This is a genomic window from Bradyrhizobium sp. HKCCYLS3070, assembly GCF_051167575.1.
GTDB lineage: Bacteria > Pseudomonadota > Alphaproteobacteria > Rhizobiales > Xanthobacteraceae > Bradyrhizobium.
Genome location: NZ_JBNPTI010000004.1, coordinates 215,088 through 235,101, shown reverse-complemented (window position 1 = coordinate 235,101; position 20,014 = coordinate 215,088). Strand labels below are relative to the sequence as shown.

15 protein-coding genes are annotated in these 20,014 nt (G+C 65.8%); 9 read left to right on the top strand and 6 right to left on the bottom strand.

All coding sequences use genetic code 11. From position 1 onward, the window contains the following. Positions 1-135 precede the first annotated feature (135 nt). Positions 136-1,530 carry a lytic murein transglycosylase gene (locus tag ACQR03_RS16140; RefSeq protein ID WP_315713877.1) on the bottom strand — a complete coding sequence of 465 codons (1,395 nt, stop codon included), beginning with the start codon at positions 1,528-1,530 and terminating at the stop codon, positions 136-138. Positions 1,531-1,748: 218 nt separating this feature from the next. Between ACQR03_RS16140 and galU the strand changes: the two genes are divergently transcribed. Further along, positions 1,749-2,630, top strand: a complete 882-nt coding sequence (galU, locus tag ACQR03_RS16135) for a UTP--glucose-1-phosphate uridylyltransferase GalU (RefSeq protein ID WP_315713878.1) — start codon at positions 1,749-1,751, stop codon at positions 2,628-2,630. A gap of 46 nt (positions 2,631-2,676) precedes the next feature. Here galU and ACQR03_RS16130 read toward each other — a convergent pair whose 3' ends face one another. Next, positions 2,677-4,185, bottom strand: a complete 1,509-nt coding sequence (locus ACQR03_RS16130; RefSeq protein WP_316172636.1) for a sensor domain-containing diguanylate cyclase — start codon at positions 4,183-4,185, stop codon at positions 2,677-2,679. Positions 4,186-4,328: 143 nt separating this feature from the next. On the opposite strand from ACQR03_RS16130, the gene ACQR03_RS16125 reads away from it, so the two are divergent. The 7 genes from ACQR03_RS16125 (at position 4,329) to ACQR03_RS16095 (ending at position 11,008) form a co-directional block, all read left to right on the top strand. Continuing rightward, complete coding sequence (locus tag ACQR03_RS16125) at positions 4,329-4,586, top strand: DUF7662 domain-containing protein (RefSeq protein ID WP_315713880.1); 258 nt, start codon at positions 4,329-4,331, stop codon at positions 4,584-4,586. Positions 4,587-4,674: 88 nt separating this feature from the next. After that, on the top strand, positions 4,675-4,800 hold the full coding sequence (locus ACQR03_RS16120; RefSeq protein ID WP_410051199.1) for a hypothetical protein: 126 nt from the start codon (positions 4,675-4,677) through the stop codon (positions 4,798-4,800). A 508-nt stretch (positions 4,801-5,308) separates the two neighbouring features. Further along, positions 5,309-7,102, top strand: coding sequence for a peptide ABC transporter substrate-binding protein (locus ACQR03_RS16115; RefSeq protein WP_316172635.1), 1,794 nt, complete (start codon positions 5,309-5,311; stop codon positions 7,100-7,102). 43 nt (positions 7,103-7,145) lie between these two features. Beyond that, positions 7,146-8,105, top strand: coding sequence for an ABC transporter permease (locus ACQR03_RS16110; protein WP_315713883.1), 960 nt, complete (start codon positions 7,146-7,148; stop codon positions 8,103-8,105). Next, the gene (locus tag ACQR03_RS16105) at positions 8,071-9,012 is read left to right on the top strand and encodes an ABC transporter permease (protein WP_315826014.1); all 942 of its coding nucleotides are present in this window, start codon (positions 8,071-8,073) and stop codon (positions 9,010-9,012) included. The genes ACQR03_RS16110 and ACQR03_RS16105 overlap by 35 nt, the downstream gene beginning before the upstream one ends. Further along, positions 9,012-10,010, top strand: coding sequence for an ABC transporter ATP-binding protein (locus tag ACQR03_RS16100; RefSeq protein WP_316186665.1), 999 nt, complete (start codon positions 9,012-9,014; stop codon positions 10,008-10,010). The genes ACQR03_RS16105 and ACQR03_RS16100 overlap by 1 nt, the downstream gene beginning before the upstream one ends. After that, the gene (locus ACQR03_RS16095) at positions 10,010-11,008 is read left to right on the top strand and encodes an ABC transporter ATP-binding protein (RefSeq protein ID WP_315713886.1); all 999 of its coding nucleotides are present in this window, start codon (positions 10,010-10,012) and stop codon (positions 11,006-11,008) included. The genes ACQR03_RS16100 and ACQR03_RS16095 overlap by 1 nt, the downstream gene beginning before the upstream one ends. 16 nt (positions 11,009-11,024) lie before the next feature. Here ACQR03_RS16095 and ACQR03_RS16090 read toward each other — a convergent pair whose 3' ends face one another. Both ACQR03_RS16090 and ACQR03_RS16085 read right to left on the bottom strand, forming a co-directional pair. Beyond that, complete coding sequence (locus ACQR03_RS16090; protein WP_434841721.1) at positions 11,025-13,010, bottom strand: cache domain-containing protein; 1,986 nt, start codon at positions 13,008-13,010, stop codon at positions 11,025-11,027. Positions 13,011-13,175: 165 nt separating this feature from the next. After that, positions 13,176-15,032, bottom strand: a complete 1,857-nt coding sequence (locus tag ACQR03_RS16085; protein WP_434841720.1) for a feruloyl-CoA synthase — start codon at positions 15,030-15,032, stop codon at positions 13,176-13,178. A 288-nt stretch (positions 15,033-15,320) separates the two neighbouring features. Between ACQR03_RS16085 and ACQR03_RS16080 the strand changes: the two genes are divergently transcribed. After that, positions 15,321-15,800, top strand: a complete 480-nt coding sequence (locus ACQR03_RS16080) for a MarR family winged helix-turn-helix transcriptional regulator (RefSeq protein ID WP_434841719.1) — start codon at positions 15,321-15,323, stop codon at positions 15,798-15,800. A gap of 163 nt (positions 15,801-15,963) precedes the next feature. On the opposite strand, the gene ACQR03_RS16075 is transcribed toward ACQR03_RS16080, so the two are convergent. Beyond that, complete coding sequence (locus tag ACQR03_RS16075; protein WP_316172631.1) at positions 15,964-18,843, bottom strand: EAL domain-containing protein; 2,880 nt, start codon at positions 18,841-18,843, stop codon at positions 15,964-15,966. A 169-nt stretch (positions 18,844-19,012) separates the two neighbouring features. Then, positions 19,013-20,011 (bottom strand): NAD(P)H-quinone oxidoreductase, encoded by a 999-nt coding sequence (locus ACQR03_RS16070; RefSeq protein ID WP_434841718.1) that lies wholly within the window; start codon positions 20,009-20,011, stop codon positions 19,013-19,015. Between the last annotated feature and the right edge of the window lie 3 nt (positions 20,012-20,014).

The following is a 20,014-nucleotide window of genomic DNA, read 5'->3' as shown; positions in this document are numbered from 1 at the left end:
CCCGTCGCGCGGCGTGATCGTGACGATTCATATAATAGGACGCGAATCAGGCCGCAAACGGGCATTCACCGGATGGTGTTGACGGCGCCGGTAATCGCCCCAGAAGGTTACCGGCAGGGCAGATTGGGGCTGCGATCAGCGCGTCCGCAGCCGTTCGAGCACATCCGAGGTGGCAAATCCGTCCGCCGGCGCCCCGATCGAGGCCTGGAAGTTCCGCAGCGCCTCGCGCGTCTGGCCGCCGAACTGGCCGTCCGGCGTTCCGCGGTAAAATCCGCGCTCGGCGAGCAATTGCTGCAGCTCGAGCCGCTCGCCGCGCGACAGCGTTCGCTCCTCGCGCGGCCAGGCCTGAACGAACGGCGGTGCACCGCGGAGGCGGTCGGCGAAGTGTCCGATCGCCAGCGCATAGGCTTCCGCAGGGTTGTATTTCATGATGACGCGGAAGTTCTGCAGCATCAGGAAGCCGGGGCCCTGGGCGCCGGCCGGCGCCAGCAGATAGGCCTTTTCGGCGCCAGTCGGGAACGGCTGACCGTTGGCCCGCCGCAGGCCGAGCTGTTCCCACTGGGCGAAGCTCATGCTCTTGGCGCGGTCGGCGAGCATGTAGTTGAAGCCCTGGGGCACCACGACCTCGTAGCCCCAGCTCTGGCCGCTCTGCCAGCCGTCCTTCTTCAGATTGTTGGCGGTGGAGGCGATCAGGTCGGCCGGATTGTCGACGACGTCGCGGCGGCCGTCACCATCGGCATCGACGGCGAAGCGCTTGAACGCGGTCGGCATGAACTGGGTCGGGCCGAAGGCGCCTGCCCAGGAGCCGCGCAACTGCTCGGGGCGCAAATCGCCGCGATTGAGGATTTCCAGGGCGGAGAGGAACTCATCCTTGAAATAGGCCTGGCGGCGGCCGATGCAGGCGAGTGTCGCGGTCGACTGCAGCACGCTGCGGTCGCCGATCTGGGTCGAGTAGTTGGACTCGATGCCCCAGATCGAAGCGACGATGTAGCGGTCGACGCCATAGGTACGCTCGGCCGCATCGAACTGCGGCTTGTACTTCGCCAGCACCTCGCGGCCCTTCGCCAGCCGGTTGTCGTTCACCAGGATGTCGAGATAGTCCCAGATCGATTTGGTGAATTCGGGCTGCGCGTCGAGCAGGTCCATGATGCGCAGGTCCGGCGACAGGCCGGCGGTAAAGCGCTGGAAATTGTCCTGCGTGATGTTGCGCCGTGCGGCATCTGGCCACATGCCGGCGACGCAATTGTCGAAATTGCCGGCGGCTTCGCGGATCGCCGCCGCCGTCATCAGCGGATGGCCGGAGGCGCCGTCCTGGCCGCTCCACGGCTGCGGCCCGCCGGCGGCAGGGGGCTGGTTGGGGGCGGGGTCGCCCTTCGTCAGGGTGCCCGTGAACAGGCCGTCGAGAAAGTTCAGCGGCCCGCCTGAGGATTGCGCGACAGCGGAACCAGACACCACCGTCAACGCCGTGACCAGAACCGCCGCGCCAGCACCGGCCTTCAGAGCTGTCAGCATCACGTTCCGTCGCATCATGTCTCGATCCAGATCGCATGGAAGATCGGCCTCCACGAGGCCCGGTCCTGCTTAACGGGAGATTAACAAGGTTAACGATTTCCGCAGCGAAATTTAGCCGTTCGGTCCGTGTCGAGCGGAACACTGGACCAACATCCGCCTTTGTTCTCGGCTGCAAACGAGCTACCTAAAATGCGATCGATTTCGCATTCATATCGCCACAAGGTCTAGTCATCCCCATGAAGATCCGCAAAGCCGTTTTTCCGGTCGCCGGTCTCGGCACCCGCGTCCTGCCCGCCACCAAGGCGATGCCGAAGGAAATGCTGACGATCGTCGACAAGCCGCTCATCCAATACGTCTTCGACGAAGCCAAGGAGGCGGGCATCGAGCATTTCGTGTTCGTGACCGGGCGAAACAAGACCGCGATCGAGGATCATTTCGACCGCATGTACGAGCTCGACGCGACGCTCGCGGCGCGCGGCAAGAAGACCGAGATGGAAATCCTCGCGCGCGACCAGCCGGAGGCCGGCGCGGTCAGCTTCACCCGCCAGCAGGCGCCGCTCGGGCTCGGCCATGCCGTGTGGTGCGCGCGCGACATCGTCGGTGACGAGCCGTTCGCGGTGGTGCTGCCCGACGAGCTGGTGCTGAACGCGCCGGGGTGCCTGGCGCAGATGATTGCTGCCGCCAGCAAGCTGCCGGAAAAGAGCAACGTGCTCGCCGTGCAGGAGGTGCCGGCCGATCAGACCCATCAATACGGCATCTGCGGCGTCGGCAAGCGCGACGGCAAGATGTTCGAGGTCGACGGCATGGTCGAGAAGCCGGCCAAGGGCACCGCGCCGTCGAACTTCTCGATCACCGGGCGCTACATCCTGCAGCCGGAGATCTTCCAGATCCTCGCGACGCAGGAGCGCGGCGCCGGCGGCGAGATCCAGCTCACCGACGCGATGATCGGTCTGTCGAAGACGCAGAAATTCTACGGCGTGGACTTCGACGGCGAGCGGCATGATTGCGGCTCGAAGTCCGGCTTCCTGAGGGCCAACATCGCCTTCGCCATGGCGCGAGCCGACCTGCGCGATGGCCTGCGCGCGGACATGAAGCGCTATCTCGAAGGCAAGGGCTGAGGCCAAGCCGGCGCGAAATGCCGCGCCTTCGAGGCGGTTGGCGGCATCACGCCGCCAGCGAAGCCGCGGGTGACGGATGACGCACCGCTGCGCTGGCGCAGCGGTTACGGCCCGCGGCCTTGGCCATGTATAGGGCGCGGTCGGCGGCATTGAGCAGGCCGGTCCAGTCCGTGTCGCGCGACGGCGTGACGCTGGCGGCGCCGATGCTGATCGAGGTGGTGCACGCTTCTCCCGCCCACAGCTTGACCTTGCTGCGGATCGTCTCCGCGACGCGCAGCGCATCCGCTTCCGAGGTCCCCGGCAGCAGCACCGCGAACTCCTCGCCGCCATAACGCGCGGCGCAGTCGCCGGCGCGCCGCACCGAATCGGAGATGCACACGGCGATGCCGACCAGCACCTGATCGCCGGCCTGGTGCCCATGGGTGTCGTTGTAGCTCTTGAAGTGATCGGCATCGATCATCAGCAGCCCCAGCGGCGCGCCGGCGCGCTGCGCCCGCCGCCATTCGAGTTCGATGGTCTCGTCGAACTTGCGCCGATTCTTCAGGCCCGTCAGCGGATCCGTGGTCGCGAGCTGCTCCAGTCTGGATTCGACCTTCGCCCGGAGCTGGATCTCGCGCGCGGCGACCTGCGTCGCGGCCAGGACGAACACGATCAGCGCCAGCATCATCGCCCCGATCTCTGCAGCCTCATGGCGCCAGTATGCATAGACGCTGTCCCACGACTTGCTGGCGATCACGACCAGCGGCTCATTGGCATTGCGCCAGACCAGCAGCCGCGGCAGATCGTCCAGCGCGCCATAGCTGCTCGACCAGCCGGCCGGCTCGGTGAGCGCGCGGGTCACGGCCGGCGCCCGCGCCAGGTTGCGCCCGATCGCGCCGGAATCGAACGGCGCGCTGACGATGACGGTGCCGTCGCGCCGGAGCACGGTGATGTTGTCGCCCGCCCCGAGCGTGAGCCTTGCGAACAGGTCGCGGAAATAGCCGAGGCGGATCGAGCCGGCGACGACGCCGGCGAAGCGTCCGTCCGGCGTCGAGATGCGGCGGCTGAGAACGATGGAATATTGGCCATGATGCTGAGCGGGCCGCCCGACATAGAGCCCGGTGTCGGGCCGGTCGCGATGCACCTGGAAGAAATCGGCGTCGCTGCGGTCCTCCGGCAGCGGGTCGAGCGTCGACGACTCGAGCGACAGCCGCCCGCGGGCATCAAAGACTTGGATGGTGCCGAAATTCTTCGCGGTGGACGAACGGTCGAACAGGATCAATTGGCGGACGTGCTTGCTGACCTCGTTGATTTCGGGCAGCAACATGTTGCTGGCCACCGCCCGCAGCGAGAGATCGTAGAGCTCGACGGTGCGGCTGATGTCGGCGCCGATGCTGGCGGCCATGTTCTCCAGCGCCTGCCGGGCGCGGACTTCCTCGCTCCGGCGCAGGTCGATCATGACGCTGGCGCAGATGGCGGAGAAACCGATGATGGTCGAGATGGAGCAGGTGATCAGCGTGCGCGCCGAGAGCCGCCAAGGCTGCGTCGCCCGGCCCGTTCGGCGTGTCCAGCGCATCGGATCGTCCCGTCCCCCGTGGAGTCCCGTCCGTAGACTGACGGATAAAGCCGAAGTAACGCATGTTAGGTTAACGAGTCGTTGCGTTCGCCGCGCCTGTCGTCAAGGCGGCCGCACACGCGCTGGTACGATGGAGTCGAGACTTGCCGGACTATGATGCGCTTCGAGACTATCTCAAGCGGCAGACCCGCCCCGAGCTGGTGCTCAGCCTCGACGAGATCGAGGAGCTGATCGGCGACGGCCTGCCGCGCGCCGCGCAGCGCGCCTCGTGGTGGGACAGCCTGCGAAGTCCGCAGGAGAAGATGCCGCAGCGCGAGGCCTGCCTGGCGGCAGGCTATGTCGCGACCCGGCTGCCCGATGGCAAGGGCGTCCGCTTCCGCAAGCTGAAGCCGGAGCGCTGAGCTGCATCTGTGTCCGCGGCACTGGGGCTGTGTCCTGATTTTCCGGCGGTAGTGCTTCGCGCTCAACGTCGACGAGGCGATCGAGGTTTTGGAGAACGCCGGCTGGAAGAAGGGCGCGAGCGGCATTCGCGAGAAGGGCGGCAAGCCGCTCAAGCTCGTGGTCCAGATCTCCACCAACGTCCCGCGGCCGAAGAACCATGTCATCGTCACGTAGGCCTGCCAGAAGGCGGGCATCGAGCTCGAGCCGAAGTCGGTGGTGGCTCGGCGTTCTTCTCCAGCGACGTCGCCAATTCCGACACCTACACGCACGTCTACTGCGACATGGAGATGCTGATGATCAACGATGGCGTCGCCGGGTCCGCGCGTCAGCGGCATCCGCAAAGGTTTGTCGAGCCATTCCTCGGAATGGGACAATGACATCTGGCAGTTGCCGAACTGGTGTCGCGAGAGCTGAGCGCACATCAAGAGCGTTCATTCCGAAGCAGAACATTCCGGTGTGTGGCGACCGTCGCGAGCGACGTAGTTCCATTTTCCGGGATGTGACTCGCAGTCAATCTTTCCGCATCTGCGAAGTGCGACAATCGATCCGTTCTTTATTGCGGAATTGGCCCGGATTCTGCTTTGACAGTCGCTTCGAAGGCTGATCCAATTTTATGCAGTTCCCGATCGATCCAGGACGGGGACGCGTTTTTGGCATTCAGCACCACCTTTGGAGTCGATGGATGAACGAGCGTGACCTCCGTAGCCAGATCGCTGATGTCAAAGCAGGACGCCTGTCACGGCGCGAATTTGTGCAGCGGATGATTGCCGTGGGGCTGACCGCGCCGATGGCTGGCGCGATGCTCTCCTACTCAGGTGCCGCGGTCGCTGCTGATGCCATCCCCTACAAGCCGACCAAGGCCGGTGGCGGCGGTCCGCTCAAGCTGCTGCTCTGGCAGGCGCCGACGCTGCTCAATCCGCATTTCGCCATCGGCACCAAGGACCAGGAGGCCAGCCGCCTGTTCTACGAACCGCTGGCCGGATGGGACAAGGAGGGCAATCTGGTGCCGATTCTCGCGGCCGAGATTCCGAGCAAGGAGAATGGCGGTCTTGCCGCCGACGGCATGTCGGTGACCTGGAAGCTGAAGAAGGGCGTCAAATGGCACGACGGCAAGCCGTTCACCGCCGACGACGTCGTCTTCAACTGGGAATACGCCAACAACCCCGAGACCTCGGCGGTCTCGATCGGCAGCTACAAGAACGTCAAGTCGATCGAGAAGATCGACGATCTGACCGTGAAGCTGATCTTTCCGCAGCCGACGCCGTTCTGGGCCGATGCCTTCGTCGCCTCGTTCGGCTGCATCATCCCCAAGCATCACTTCGCGGATTATATCGGCGCGAAGTCGCGCGAGGCGCCGGCGAACCTGAAGCCGGTCGGTACCGGTCCCTACATGTTCGTGGACTTCAAGCCGGGCGACACCGTCGCCGGCAAGCGCTTTCCGGACTATCACGTGCCGACGCAGCCCTATTTCGACACGGTCGAGATCAAGGGCGGCGGCGACGCGGTCTCCGCTGCGCGCGCAGTGCTGCAGACCGGTGAATACGATTACGCCTACAATCTGCAGGTCGAGGACGAGATCCTGACCAAGCTCGAGGCGGGCGGCCAGGGCAAGACCGAGCTGACGCTGACCGGCAACATCGAGTATATCGGCCTCAACGTCACCGACCCCAATGTCGAGGTCGACGGCGAGCGCGCCAGCCTGAAGACCAAGCACCCGCTGTTCTCCGATCCCGAGGTGCGCAAGGCGATCAATCTCCTGATCGACCGTGCGTCGGTGCAGAAATTCATCTATGGACGCGCCGGCGTCGCGACGCCCAACTTTCTCAACAACCCCGAGCGCTTCCGCTCCAAGAACAATACTTTCGAGTTCTCGATCGAGAAGGCCAACCAGATCCTCGACGCCGCCGGCTGGAAGAAGGGCGCCTCCGGCATCCGCGAGAAGGACGGCAAGCCGCTCAAATTCGTGTTCCAGACCTCGATCAACGGCCCGCGCCAGAAGAACCAGGCGATCATCAAGCAGGCGTTCCAGAAGGCCGGCATCGAGGTCGAGCTGAAGTCGGTGGTCGCGTCGGTGTTCTTCTCCTCGGACGTCGCGAACCCCGACACCTACTCGCATTTCTACTGCGACATGCAGATGTATCAGACCACGATGCCGCAGGCGGATCCGCAGTTCTTCATGAACCAGTTCGTGTCCACCGAGGCCGCGACCAAGGAGAACAAGTGGCAGGGCCGCAACATCTGCCGCTGGCAGAACAAGGAGTATGACGAGACCTACATGCTGGCCCAGAGCGAGCTCGATCCGGTCAAGCGCGCCGCGCTGTTCATCAAGCTCAACGATCTCGTCGTGCGTGACAACTACGTCCTGCCGGAGATCAACCGGCTCAATGCGATCGGCGTGAAGAACGGCATGGTGCTGTACAAGAGCGGCTGGGACAACGATCTGGCGTTCATCGCCACCTGGTATCGGGCGAGCTGACGCGCGGCCAGCATGACCAGCCAGACATTGTAGGGGTGGAGCGATGGGAAACTATCTTCTCAGGCGCCTCATCGTCGCTGTGCCGAGCCTGCTCGGCATCAGTCTCATTCTGTTCGTGCTGCTCGCGCTGGCACCGGGCGATCCATTCGGCGAGCTCGCGAGCAACCCGAACGTGCCGCCCGAGGTGCGCGAGGCGCTGCGCATCAAGTTCGGGATGAACGATCCCGTGCTGTTGCGCTATGTCCACTGGCTGGTCGCCATGTTCCAGGGCGACTGGGGCTTCTCCTTCGCCAGCCGCGTCAACGTCGACACGCTGATCCTGCAGCGGATACCGACCACGCTCTACGTGGTCGGCACCGCGCAGATCCTGGCGCTGGCGGTGGCGCTGCCGGTGGGCGTGCTCGCGGCGCGGCGGCCGTATTCGATCTTCGACCAGATCGCCAACACCTTCGCCTTCATCGGCTTCTCGCTGCCGACCTTCTTCACCGGCCTGTTGCTGATCCTGATCTTCAGCGTCAATCTCGGCTGGCTGCCGTTCGTCTATCGCGCCGACCTGCAGGCGACCGGCTGGCAATGGTGGTGGGAGAGCATCAAGCAGGCGATCATGCCGGTCATGGTGCTCGGCCTCTACCAGGCGGCGTCCTATACGCGCTATGTCCGTTCCGCCGTGCTCGACGTCATCAAGCTCGACTACGTCACGACCGCGCGTTCCAAGGGCCTCGACGAGCGCAAGGTGATCGTCAAGCACGTCGTGCGCAATGCGCTGATCCCGGTGGTGACGCTGGTCGCGCTGCAGATGCCGACGGTGTTCGGCGGCGCCATCGTCACCGAGCAGATCTTCCGCATTCCCGGCATCGGCTCGCTCCTGATCAGCGCGATCCTCGCCAACGATACGCCGGTCATCATGGCGGTGACCTTCGTGTTCGCCTGCCTCGTCGTCCTCTTCAACCTCATCGCAGACATTCTGTATGGCTGGCTTGACCCACGCATCTCCTTCCGTTGAGACGGTGCCGGTCGTCGCATCGCCCAAACGGCGTTTCTCGCCGGGCCGCGACGCGCTCCGCCGCTTCCTCCGTCACCGCCTCGCGGCGGCCAGCATCGTCGTGCTGCTGCTGCTCGCGCTCTCGATCCTGCTCGGCCCGTGGCTGTGGCGGATTCCGATCAACGAGATCGACTTCACGGCACGCCTCGCGCCGCCGTCCTGGGAGCACCCGTTCGGCACGGACGATCTCGGCCAGGATCTGCTGGCGCGCATGATCTATGGCGGCCGCATCTCGCTTGCGGTCGGCTTTGCCGCGATGGGCGTGGCGCTGTTCGTCGGCATTCTCGTCGGTGCGATCGCCGGCTCGGCCAAGGGACCGGTGGATGCCGCGCTGATGTGGCTGACCGATCTGTTTCTGTCGCTGCCGCAACTGCCGCTGCTGCTCCTGATCATCTATTTGTTCCGCGATTTCCTCAAGGGCTGGCTCGGCCCGGAAGGCGGCGTGTTCGTGCTCATCGTGCTCGTGATCGGCGGCTTCCGCTGGATGCATGTGGCGCGTCTGGTCCGCGCCCAGTTCCTGTCGCTGCGCGAGAAGGAATTCGTCGAGGCGGCGCGCGCGCTCGGCGCCTCCAACACCCGTCTCGTCGTCCGCCACATCCTGCCGAACGCGCTGGGGCCGGTGATCGTCGCCGGCACCATCGACGTCGCGGCCGCGATCATCGCGGAATCGACGTTGTCGTTCCTCGGTCTCGGCTTCCCGCCGGACATTCCGACCTGGGGCCGGCTGCTGTTCGACGCCAAGGACTATCTCGACATCGCGCCGCATTGGGCGCTGTTCGCCGGCGGCGCGATCTTCCTCACGGTCATCGCGATCAACTTCATCGGCGATGGCCTGCGCGATGCGCTCGATCCGCGGAAGGTGATGTGATGGACGCGCGCGTGGCTCCGCTGCTCGAGATCAAGGGGCTGAAGACCTATTTCAACACCGACGAGGGCGAGGTCCAGGCCGTCGACGGCGTCGACATCTCGATCGGCAGCGGCGAGACCCTGTGCGTGGTCGGCGAGTCCGGCTCCGGCAAGACCGTCACCGCGATGTCGGTGCTGAAGCTGATCGCGATGCCGCCCGGCCGCATCGCCGGCGGCCAGATCCTGTGGCAGGGCCGCGACCTGGTGCCGCTCGGCTCGTCCGAGATGAACAAGATCCGCGCCAGCGAGATCGCGATCGTGTTCCAGGAGCCGATGACCTCGCTCAACCCGGTCTACACCGTCGGCGACCAGATCGCCGAGGTGATCCGGCTGCATCAGGGCCTGTCCAAGAAGGCGGCGATGGATCGGGCGGCGGAGATGCTGGCGCTGGTGCAGCTTCCCAATCCGAAAGCCCGCATTCACGACTACCCGCATCACTTTTCCGGCGGCCAGCGCCAGCGGGTGATGATCGCGATGGCGCTGTCGTGCAACCCGAAGCTCCTGATCGCCGACGAGCCGACCACCGCGCTCGACGTCACGATCCAGGCGCAGATCCTCGATCTGCTGCTCGACATGAAGGAGCGGCTCGGCATGTCGATCATGCTGATCACCCACGCGATGGGCGTCGTCGCCGAAGTCGCGCAGCGCGTCGTGGTGATGTATGCCGGCCGGGTCGCGGAGGAGGCGCCGGTCGAGCGGCTGTTTGCCAATCCGCGCCATCCCTATACGCAGGGCCTGATCCGCTCGATCCCGCGGATCGATCTCGACGCGGTCAGGAAGAGCCGGCTGGAAAGCATCCCCGGCAGCGTGCCGAAGCTGGTCAATCCGCCGGAGGGCTGCCGCTTCGCCTCTCGCTGCCGCTTCGCCATTCCCGATTGCAGGACCGCGCAGCCTCTGCTGCGCGAGATCGAGCCCGGCCACAAGGTGGCGTGCATCCGCGCCGAAGAGACGTTGCTGTGATGACCGAAGCTGCCATTGCCACCCCCGTCGTACCCGCGCCGCTGCTCAGCGTACGCAACCTGACCAAGGCGTTCCCGATCCGGGGCGGGCTCTTGAAGCGCCAGATTGGCAGCGTGCGGGCCGTGGACGGCGTCAACTTCGACATCGAGCCGAGCGAGACCTTCGGCCTCGTCGGCGAGTCCGGCTGCGGCAAATCGACCACCGGGCGCTGCGTCCTCCGGCTGATCGAGCCGAGCTCGGGCGAACTGAATTTCGAGGGCAAGGACGTCATCGCGCTGTCCGGCGAAAGCCTGCGCGCGCTTCGCCGCGACATTCAGATCATCTTCCAGGACCCCTATGCCTCGCTCAACCCGCGCATGACCATCGGCGCCATCATCGGCGAGGCGCTGACCATCCATGGGCTGGCGACCTCACGCCAGCAATACGAGGCGCGCATCGTTCATCTCCTGGAGACCGTCGGCCTGCAGGCCGACCACATGACGCGCTATCCGCACGAGTTCTCGGGCGGCCAGCGCCAGCGCATCGGCATCGCGCGGGCGATCGCGGTCGAGCCCAAGCTGATCATCTGCGACGAGCCGGTGTCGGCGCTCGATGTGTCGATCCAGGCCCAGGTCATCAACCTGCTCGAGGATCTGCAGCAGAAGTTCGGCATCGCCTATCTGTTCGTCGCCCACGACCTCTCGGTCGTCGAGCACATCAGCCGCCGCGTCGCGGTGATGTATCTTGGCCGCATCGTCGAGACCGCGCCGTCACGCCAGCTCTATTCGACGCCGAAACATCCCTACACCGAGGCGCTGCTGTCGGCGGTGCCGATCCCGGATCCGAGTGTCAAGCGCAAGCGCGTGCGGCTCAAGGGCGAGGTGCCGAGCCCGATCAATCCACCATCGGGCTGTCACTTTCATACCCGCTGCCCGATCGCCAAGGACGTCTGCAGCAAGGAAGTGCCGCCATTGAAGGCAAGCGCCGAGGGGCATCTCGTCGCCTGCCATTTCCGTTGAGGCGGAGATCGGCGCGTTACGCCGCCTGACGGTCCGAGACCAGCGCCGTCAGCCGCGCCGATTGCTCCGGGTTCAGTGCGAACTGGACCAACGCGGTGCGGTCGCCGACGCGGGTCACGGTCCCCGGCAGATCGGATACCATGCCGGTGATGGCAAGCGTCACCGACGTGTTCATCGTCAGACGAACCGGAACGGCTTCGAGCAGGGCGCCGCCGAGCGAGAGGTTGCGCACGGTGACAGGGATCGCTTCGCCGTTCACCTGCAGCGTGCCCGGGCGGTTGATGTTGAGCCGCGTCGACAGCCGGCGATCGACGTCGGCCGTCGACGTCCGGATCACCCGTACCAGTTCGGTGCGCAGCCGCTGCACCTTGTCGGCGACAACAATCGAGCCGTCGCGGATGTCGGTCGAGCGCCGGCCGGCCTCGCTGGCCTCGCGAGAGACCTCGGCGATCTGGCTGGCGACCTCGCGCGCGGCGGCGGACGTCTCCTCGACCGTGCGGGAAATCTCGATGGTCACGCTGTTCTGCGCCTGGATCGCATCGGCAATGCCGGAGGATACGGCTTCGACGTTGCGGATGACTTCGCCGATCGCCCCGATCGAGGTGACCGAGGCGCGGGTCGAGTCCTGAATCTCGGCAATCTGCTGCGCGATCTCGCTGGTCGCCTTGGCGGTCTGCTCGGCAAGCGATTTCACCTCGGAGGCGACGACCGCAAAGCCGCGGCCTGCATCGCCGGCCCGGGCGGCCTCGATGGTGGCGTTCAGCGCGAGCAGGTTGGTCTGGCCGGCAATCTCGCTGATCAGGCTGGTCACGGCGCCGACCTTGTCGGCGGCTTCCGACAGCTTCGCGATGGTGGCCTGGGCGTCGGACGAGGCGGCGACGGCCTTGCGCGTGAGCTCGCGCGACGAGCTGACCTGGCTGGAGATCTGCGAGATCGAGGCGGCGAGCTGGGCCGACGCCTTGGCGACCGTCTGGGTGGTGGCGAGGGCCTGCTCGGCCGCCGCCGCAACGCTGCTCGAGTTGCGCTCCAGCGTCAGCGCACTGTCGGTCATCGACTTGGCGTTGTCGGCCATGTGGCCGGTCCCCTGCGCGACCTCGCCGACCGCGCTGCTGGCGGCCTGCTCGACGGCTTCGGCCATCTCCTGCAGCGCCTTGGACTTGATGCGCTCTGCGACCTGGCGCTGCTCGTCTTCGAGCATCGCGGTCTGCCGCGCCTTCTCCTCGGTCTTCTGCCTGAACTGCTCGATCGAGCGCGCCATGTCGCCGAGCTCGTCGCTGCGGTTCTGGCCCGGCAGCTTGATGTCGAAGTTTCCATTGCCGAGCTCGGTCAACGCGCCACTCATCGCGGCCAGCGCCGACGACATCCGCCGCGCGATGATCAGCGTGATCGATCCGATGATCAGCATCACCAGCATGGCGGCAATGAACACGCTGCGCTTGCTCTCCCACATCTGGGCTTCGAGATCATCGACATAGACACCGGTGCCGATGATCCAGCCCCAGGGCTCGAAGCCGGCGACATAGGACATCTTCGGCTGTGGCGCATCCTTGCCGGGCTTCGGCCACATGTAGTCGACGACACCGGCGCCCTGGCGCTTGACGACGTCGACCATTTCGACGAACAGCCGCTTGCCGGTCGGGTCCTTGTTGTCAGCGAGGTTCTGACCATTCAGCTCCGGCTTGATCGGATGCATGACCATCTTCGGACCCATGTCGTTGATCCAGAAGTAGTCGCCGCTGCCGTAGCGCAGCTTGCCGATCCGCTCGGCCGCCTTCTTCTGCGCGACCTCGGGCGCCACCTTGTCGCGCGCGATCGCGTCATATTCCTCGCGGGCGATGCTGACTGCCGTCTGCGCCAGATGGCTCAGCTCGCTCTGCCGCTGATCCTTGAGAGCGGTCTCGAGGTTCTGGCTCTGCGTTGCGGCGAGCCCGACAAGTCCACAGAACGACAGGCCGATGATCGCGTAGATGCGGAAAGCGAGAGAGAAACGCGGCTGAGCCATGGGGCGGTCCGGGCAAATGAGGGAGCTAGATGCGAGTGATTTTAAGGATTCGCAGTTGATGCCCGGTTAAGTGTGGATGGTAATTAATTTCCGCACTCGCGAGGCGTTCCCGTATTAATACGGGCGCCATCTTGTGAGTGAGTTGAGTAGTTACGTAGTTCTGGGTCAGGACATGTCGGGCCTGATCAGCTCGGTCGCGGTTTCATCCTTCAGTCGTGCCACCAGATCGGCGCGGCGGGTGAGCACTGCGCGCTGGTTGATATAGCCCTTGTCAGTGATCTCGCCGGCATCGAGCAAGGGCGGCTCCGCCATCAACAGCGCACGGGTCGCATAGCGCGACGAGCCGACCGCCTCGGTGCGAAGCTTGGCCAATCCTCGCGCGATGGCGGTGCGCACCGATGGATGTGCCAGAACGTCGCCGGCCGGGACGGCCTCGGTCATCCCGGCAGCGCCGCGGCACGCTGCGATGTTGGGCACGATGAGAAAGTGCACCTCGTCGGTGCCGTGGCCGGCGATCACGATATCCTGCGCCAACGGCGCCAGCGCCGCGATGCCGGCGACGCGCAGCGCGCCGACGTTCACCCATGTCCCGGAGCTGAGCTTGAAATCCTCGGTGATGCGGCCGTCGAAGAACAGGCCGCGCTCCGGATGCTCGGGATCTGCAAGCTTCACGGCGTCGCCGATCTTGTAGAAGCCCTCCTCGTCGAAAGCCGCGGCCGTGAGCTCGGGCGCCTTCCAATAGCCCGGCATCACGTTCGGCCCGCGCACGCGGACCTCGAGCTTCTCGCCGGTCGGCACCAGCTTGAGCTCTGTGCCGGGGATGGGCACGCCGATGTTGCCGGCGCGCTCGGCGAAGAAGTGGCAGTCGGTCGCGAGCGGCGATGTCTCGGTGGCGCCCCACGCCGACACCAGCGGTGCAGGACGGCCGATCGTGGCCCGGCTCATCTCGTTGAGCGCATCCCACAGATTTTGCGGCAAGGCCGCGGCCGCATAGAGGATGCACCTGACGCCGGAGAAAAATCTGCGGCGCAGATCGTCGTCGGACCTGAGTGCCGCGACCAGCATGTCGAAGCCGCGCGGCACGTTGAAATAGACCGTCGGCACCAGGCTGCGTAGATTGGCGAGCGACGTCTCGAACAGGCCCGGCGCAGGCTTGCCGCCGTCGATGTAGATCGACCCGCCGTGGCTCAGCACCAGGTTGAAATTGTGGTTGGCGCCGAAGGTGTGACTCCATGGCAGCCAGTCGACGATGACGGGGCCGCCCTCGACCTCGCGCAGGAACGTCCACAACTGCGCCTTGGCCTGCTGGCTCATCGTCAGCATCCGGTGCGTGTTGATCACCGCTTTCGGCTGCCCGGTCGAGCCGGAGGTGAACAGCAGCTTGGCCACCGTGTCCGGCGTGACCGCGGCGAAGGCGCGGTCGACCTCCGGCCCGGGCTTTGTCGCGAGCAGGGCCTGCAGCGACAGCGCGCTCGTTGCATCGCCGTCGCCGGCGATGACCGTCGCCCGATGCAGGCCGTCGACGGCGGCGAGCGCGCGCGCGAACGGCTCGCGCTGGGCGACGAAGATGGCGCCGGGATCGAGCAGACGGATCATCGCACGCAGCTTCTCGTGGTCCGTCGACATCAGCGAATAGGCCGGGGAGATCGCGCAGACGGGGATGCCGACGTGCTGCGCGGCGAGCGCCAGCACGGCATGCGCGATGCTGTTGTCGGACAGGATCGCCAGCGGACGCTCGGGACCGAGGCCCTGCGCGAGCATCCAGGCCGCGGCGGCGCGGACCTGCATCAATGTTTCGCCGTAGGTGAGCCAGGTCCAGTTGTCGCCACGACGTTCGGCCAGGAACGTGCGATCCGGAAAATGGCGGCCCCAATGCTCCAGCCATTCGCCGGTGCAGCGCGCGGCCGGCTGCAGCGGCATGCGCGAGCGCAGGATGATCGCGCCGTCGTCGCGCCTGACAGCCTCGATCGACGGCTCGGCGAACATCGCAGGCTCGGAGGCGCGGCGTTCTGCATCAGCCATGGCGCGTCTCCGGGCTGCGGGAGGTGATCGCTGAAGCTGCAGTGCGGGAGGAACACGCTGCGCGGCGAGCGCCGCGATCGGGTGTAATGCGCTGCCGCATTGCGGTTGCAATGCAGGCAACCATCGCCATCGATGACGGCATGCGTTTCCCTCCCATGTTGTATTCGTTGACCGCGAGACTAACAGAATGGTTGTACTTTGCAATTATTGTGGATGTGACCGATTGGAGCGGCTTGCCCCTGCGACGGCATCGGTCTAGGCAGGGATGCCTCATGTCAGCGAGCCAGCATGCCCAAGAGCGCGAGCACCGGAGCGCAGCGACACGCAACCAGCCAGGATTCCGGGATCGGTCTCGGTGAGCTCGAGAACCATCTCGGCTATTTCGTCCGCCGCCTGCAGCACTGGATTTTCCGCGACGTCAACGCCGCGCTCGCGACGATCGACCTCGACGTCATCCTCTATTCGATCCTGGAGACGATCGCGGCCAATCCCGGCGCCGCGCAGATCGCGATCGCCGGCGCGCTGGGCATCGAGCGCGCGCGCATGGTCGCGCTGCTCGACGACCTTCAGCAGGCCGGCCTGATCGTGCGCGAGCGCTCCGAGCACGACCGCAGGGCCCATGCGCTCGGCCTGACGCCGCGTGGCCGCCTGATTCTCAAGAAGGCCAATGCACTGGTCGCCGCGCACGAGAAGCGGGTGGCACGCCGGCTCGGGGGCGACAATTATCGCCGCGCGCTCACGGCGCTGTCGCAGTTCGAGACGGACTAGGCTCGTCGCGAACGGGCCATGTCGCGAGCCTTCTGCCCCGCAAGCACGCATCGGTCATCACTCACACGGCACCCTTTACGCGGTACCGCGGTAAATCTACCTCAAACGAAGCAAAATGAAAGATGCATCCTGAGGCTGTTGCCGTCCTGGATGCATTGCAGCCTCAGCTCGCCGCTTCCAGCCGCTCTTCCGTGAGAAGCCGCATCGCGGCGTCGGCGTCCATCGGCTCGCCGAAGGCGTAGCCCTGGGCGTATTCGCAGCCGAGCTGATAGAGCTCGACGGCATCGGAGTCGGTCTCCGCGCCTTCCGCCACCACGTCCATGCCGAGGTCGTGCGCCAGCGCAATGATCGATTTGAGGATGACGGGACGGGTGCCGCGCGCGGTGGTGCGCACGAACGACTGGTCGATCTTCAAGGTGTCGAACGGGAAGCGCTGCAGATAGGCCAGCGAGGAATGGCCGGTGCCGAAATCGTCGATCGACAGGCCGACGCCGAGCTCGCGGATGCGCGCCAGCATCTGCGCGGCGTGCTCGGGGTTTTCCATCACCAGCGATTCCGTCAGCTCGATCTTGAGCGAGCCGCGCGCCACCGAAGAGCGCGCCAGCACCGAGCGGATGTCGTGGATCAGGTCGTGGCGCAGGAGCTGGCGGGAGGAGACGTTGACGCTGGCGAAGATCGGCTCGCGCAGCCGTGTCGCGCGCTGCCACACCGAGAGCTGCCGCGCCGTCTGGTCGAGCACGAAGGTGCCGAGATCGACGATCAGGCCGATCTCTTCCGCGATGGTGATGAACTCGATCGGCGACATCCGGCCGAGCTTCGGATGGTCCCAGCGTGCCAACGCCTCGAAGCCGGCGATCGAGCGATCCTCCAGCCGCACGATCGGCTGGTAAAGGATGGTGATCTCCTGGCGCTCGATCGAGCGGCGCAGCTCGCTCTCCAGGGTCAGGCGGTCGTTCTTGCGCGCGCGCATCGCCGGCTTGTAGACGTCGATGCGGTCGCCGCCGATGCGCTTGGAATGGTACATCGCAAGCTCGGCATCCTTGATGATGTCCTCCGACAGCTGCGTCTGCGGATCGGACAAAGCGAGCCCGATCGAGGCGGTCAGGAAGATCTCGCGCTCGTTGAAGGCGATCGGCGCGCGGATGGTCTTGCGGATGGTCTCGGCGAAGGCGGTGATGCGGGCGGGGTCCTGCTCGGACAGCAGGATCAGGCCGAACTGATCGCCGGCCAGCCGCGCCAGCGTGTCCTGGGGTTTGAGGATGCGCGACAGCCGCCGCGCCAGGGTCAGCAGGATGGAATCGCCGACCGCGATGCCGACGGAGTCGTTGACCTGCTTGAAGCGGTCGAGATCGATCACCATCAGGGTCGGCCGCATGGCCGGCATCGACTTGGCGAAATTGGCGACGGCAGCAAGACGGTCGATGAACAGCTTGCGGTTGGGCAGGCCGGTCAGATTGTCGTGCACGCTGTCGTGGAGCAGGCGCTCCTCGGCATTCTTGAACTCGGTCACGTCCGTCAAGGTGCCGACCACGCGCGAGACCTCGCCGTCGGAGCCGACCACGGGGCGCGCCTTCAGCGCGAACCACATGAAATGGCCATCGGGCGTGCGCAGCCGGAAGTCCTGCACCAGGCGGCCGCGGCGCTGGTCGAGGACACTGTCGAGGGCGGCGCGGAAGCGGTCCTGATCGAGCGGATGCAGTACCTCGAGCCATTTCGCGGCCGGGCCTTCGAGCGTGCCGCGCTTGAGGCCGAGCAGGCTCTCGGTCTCCGGGCTGGTGAACACCTTGTCGGCGGAGACGTCCCAGTCCCAGATCAGGTCGCCGGAGCCGGCGAGCGCCAGCGCGCGGCGCTCGACGTCGGAGACGATGCCGGTGGAGGCGCCGCCGCCGGCGAAGGCGTGCTGCATCACGGTGAAGCCGATCAGCATCACGATCAGCACGAGGCCGCCGAGCAGCGCCGGGCCGACGATGTCGTTGGTGACCTGGCCCGCAACCGTCATGCCGGCGGCGGCGACCCACACCGTGAGCAGGAACCAGGTCGGGATCAGCAGCACCGCGCGGTCGAAGCCGTGGCTGGAGAGATAGACGATCAGCGCAAAGCCCAGCACGGCGATCAAGAGCAACGACATGCGCGCGATGCCCGAGGCCACCGCCGGGTCGAACAGCGCCACCGCGACCAGCGAGCCCAGGAAGAACAGCCAGCCCAGCGTGATGTGCGAGTAGCGAACGTGCCAGCGCGACAAATTGAGATAGGCGAACAGGAACACCAGCAGGGTCGCGGCGAGGATCGCCTCGCCCGCCGCGCGCCAGACGCGCTCGGCATTGTTCGACATGTCCAGGACCTTGCCCCAGAAGCCGAAATCGACGCCGATATAGACCAGCACCGCCCAGGCCAGCGCCGCGGCCGCCGGAAACATGATACTGCCCTTGACCACGAACAGGATCGTGAGAACGAGGGCGAGAAGACCGGAGATGCCGATCACGATGCCCTGGTACAGCGTGAACGAGTTGACCTTGTCCTTGTAGGCCTCGGGCTCCCACAGATAGAGCTGCGGCAGCTTGTCCGTGCGCAGCTCGGCCACGAAGGTGACGACCGAGCCCGGATCGAGGGTGACGCGGAAGACGTCGGCGGTCGGGCTCTCCTGCCGCTCCGGCAGGTCGCCGACCGAGGGCGTGATGGTGGCGATGCGCGACAGGCCGAGATCGGGCCACAACACGCCGGAGCCGACCACGCGGTAGTGCGGTGCCACGATCAGGCGGTCGAGCTGGTCGTCGGTGTTGTTGGCCAGTGCGAACACGATCCAGTTCTGGCCGCCCTCGCGGGCCCGCACCTCGATGCGGCGGACGATGCCGTCGGTGCCGGGCGCGGTCGAGACCTGGATGCGGTCGTTCTCGCTGCGCTGATGATCGAGGATGCCCGTGAGGTCGATCGCAGGCGCGTCGCTGCGAACGCTGACGGCGTCAACGGCCTGAGCGGGGGCAGCGGCACCACACATCACGAGGCCCAGCGCCGCCAACGACGCGAGGCACCTGATCAGACGCAATGTCAAATCTCCGCGTTCGACACCAATCCAAAGCGAAACAAGCCAAATCGAAAGAGGTCGTCGCCGGGCTAATTGGAGCCGTTCCAGGCACGGTTCAGCTGTGCGCGATCATTGGCACGAAAGCGAGGAGAATCAAAGAGTTTCCAAACACGCTGTGTTTAGACTGCGCCTAGATTTCCAACACAATTTTGCCAATATGTTGGCTCGTCTCCATGCGTGCATGCGCTTTGGCTGCATCTGCGAGGGGAAAGGTCGAGTCCATCAATGGCTTGATGCGGCCCTCGCGCAGGAACGGCATCACCTTGGCCTCGATCGCCGCCACCATCGCCGCCTTGTCGGCGTTGCTGCGCGGGCGCAGCGTGGATCCGGTATGGGTCAGGCGCTTCACCATCAGCTTGACGAAATTGACTGACGCCTTGGGGCTGGCGAGGAAGGCGATCTGGACGATGCGGCCATCGGTGGCCGCGGCGTCGTAGTTGCGCTCGATGTAGTCGCCGCCGACCATGTCGAGGATGACGTTGGCGCCCTTGCCGCCGGTCGCTTCCTTGACCACGGCGACGAAGTCCTCCGTCTTGTAGTTGATGGCGCGGTCGGCGCCGAGCTTCACGCAGGCGTCGGCCTTGTCCTGCGAGCCGACGGTGACCAGCACCTTGGCGCCGAATGCCTTGCCGAGCTGGATCGCCATGGTGCCGATGCCGGAGGAGCCGCCATGCACCAGCAGGGTCTCGCCCGTCTTCAGGCCGCCGCGCTCGAACACGTTGTGCCAGACCGTCATCAGGGTCTCGGGCAGGGCGCCGGCTTCCAGGAGGGACAGCGCCGGCGGCACCGCCATCGCCTGCGCATCTTGTGCGATGCAGTATTGCGCATAGCCGCCGCCGGCGACCAAGGACATCACGGTGTCGCCGAGCTTGTGCCGGACGGCGCCCTCGCCGAGCGCCACGACCTCCCCGGCCACTTCCAGCCCCGGCAGGTCGCTGGCGCCGGGCGGCGGCGGATAGCTGCCGGAGCGCTGGGCGACGTCGGGACGGTTAACGCCGGCGGCCTTCACCTTGATCAGGATCTCGCCGGGGCCGGGCTTGGGCACGGGCCGGGTTTCCGGCTTGAGCACCTCGGGTCCGCCCGGCTGGCTGATGGCGACCACGGTCATTTGCGCGGGCAGCTGTTCCATGAG

What these genes read in the sequence shown, in the direction of transcription:
- ACQR03_RS16110 (WP_315713883.1), top strand. Translation starts at nt 7,146, where the DNA reads ATGGGAAACTATCTTCTCAGGCGCCTCATCGTCGCTGTGCCGAGCCTG.
- ACQR03_RS16095 (WP_315713886.1), top strand. Translation starts at nt 10,010, where the DNA reads ATGACCGAAGCTGCCATTGCCACCCCCGTCGTACCCGCGCCGCTGCTC.
- ACQR03_RS16140 (WP_315713877.1), bottom strand. Translation starts at nt 1,530, where the DNA reads ATGATGCGACGGAACGTGATGCTGACAGCTCTGAAGGCCGGTGCTGGC.
- ACQR03_RS16130 (WP_316172636.1), bottom strand. Translation starts at nt 4,185, where the DNA reads ATGCGCTGGACACGCCGAACGGGCCGGGCGACGCAGCCTTGGCGGCTC.
- ACQR03_RS16105 (WP_315826014.1), top strand. Translation starts at nt 8,071, where the DNA reads ATGGCTGGCTTGACCCACGCATCTCCTTCCGTTGAGACGGTGCCGGTC.
- ACQR03_RS16090 (WP_434841721.1), bottom strand. Translation starts at nt 13,010, where the DNA reads ATGGCTCAGCCGCGTTTCTCTCTCGCTTTCCGCATCTACGCGATCATC.
- ACQR03_RS16100 (WP_316186665.1), top strand. Translation starts at nt 9,012, where the DNA reads ATGGACGCGCGCGTGGCTCCGCTGCTCGAGATCAAGGGGCTGAAGACC.
- ACQR03_RS16070 (WP_434841718.1), bottom strand. Translation starts at nt 20,011, where the DNA reads ATGGAACAGCTGCCCGCGCAAATGACCGTGGTCGCCATCAGCCAGCCG.
- galU (WP_315713878.1), top strand. Translation starts at nt 1,749, where the DNA reads ATGAAGATCCGCAAAGCCGTTTTTCCGGTCGCCGGTCTCGGCACCCGC.
- ACQR03_RS16085 (WP_434841720.1), bottom strand. Translation starts at nt 15,032, where the DNA reads ATGGCTGATGCAGAACGCCGCGCCTCCGAGCCTGCGATGTTCGCCGAG.
- ACQR03_RS16080 (WP_434841719.1), top strand. Translation starts at nt 15,321, where the DNA reads ATGCCCAAGAGCGCGAGCACCGGAGCGCAGCGACACGCAACCAGCCAG.
- ACQR03_RS16115 (WP_316172635.1), top strand. Translation starts at nt 5,309, where the DNA reads ATGAACGAGCGTGACCTCCGTAGCCAGATCGCTGATGTCAAAGCAGGA.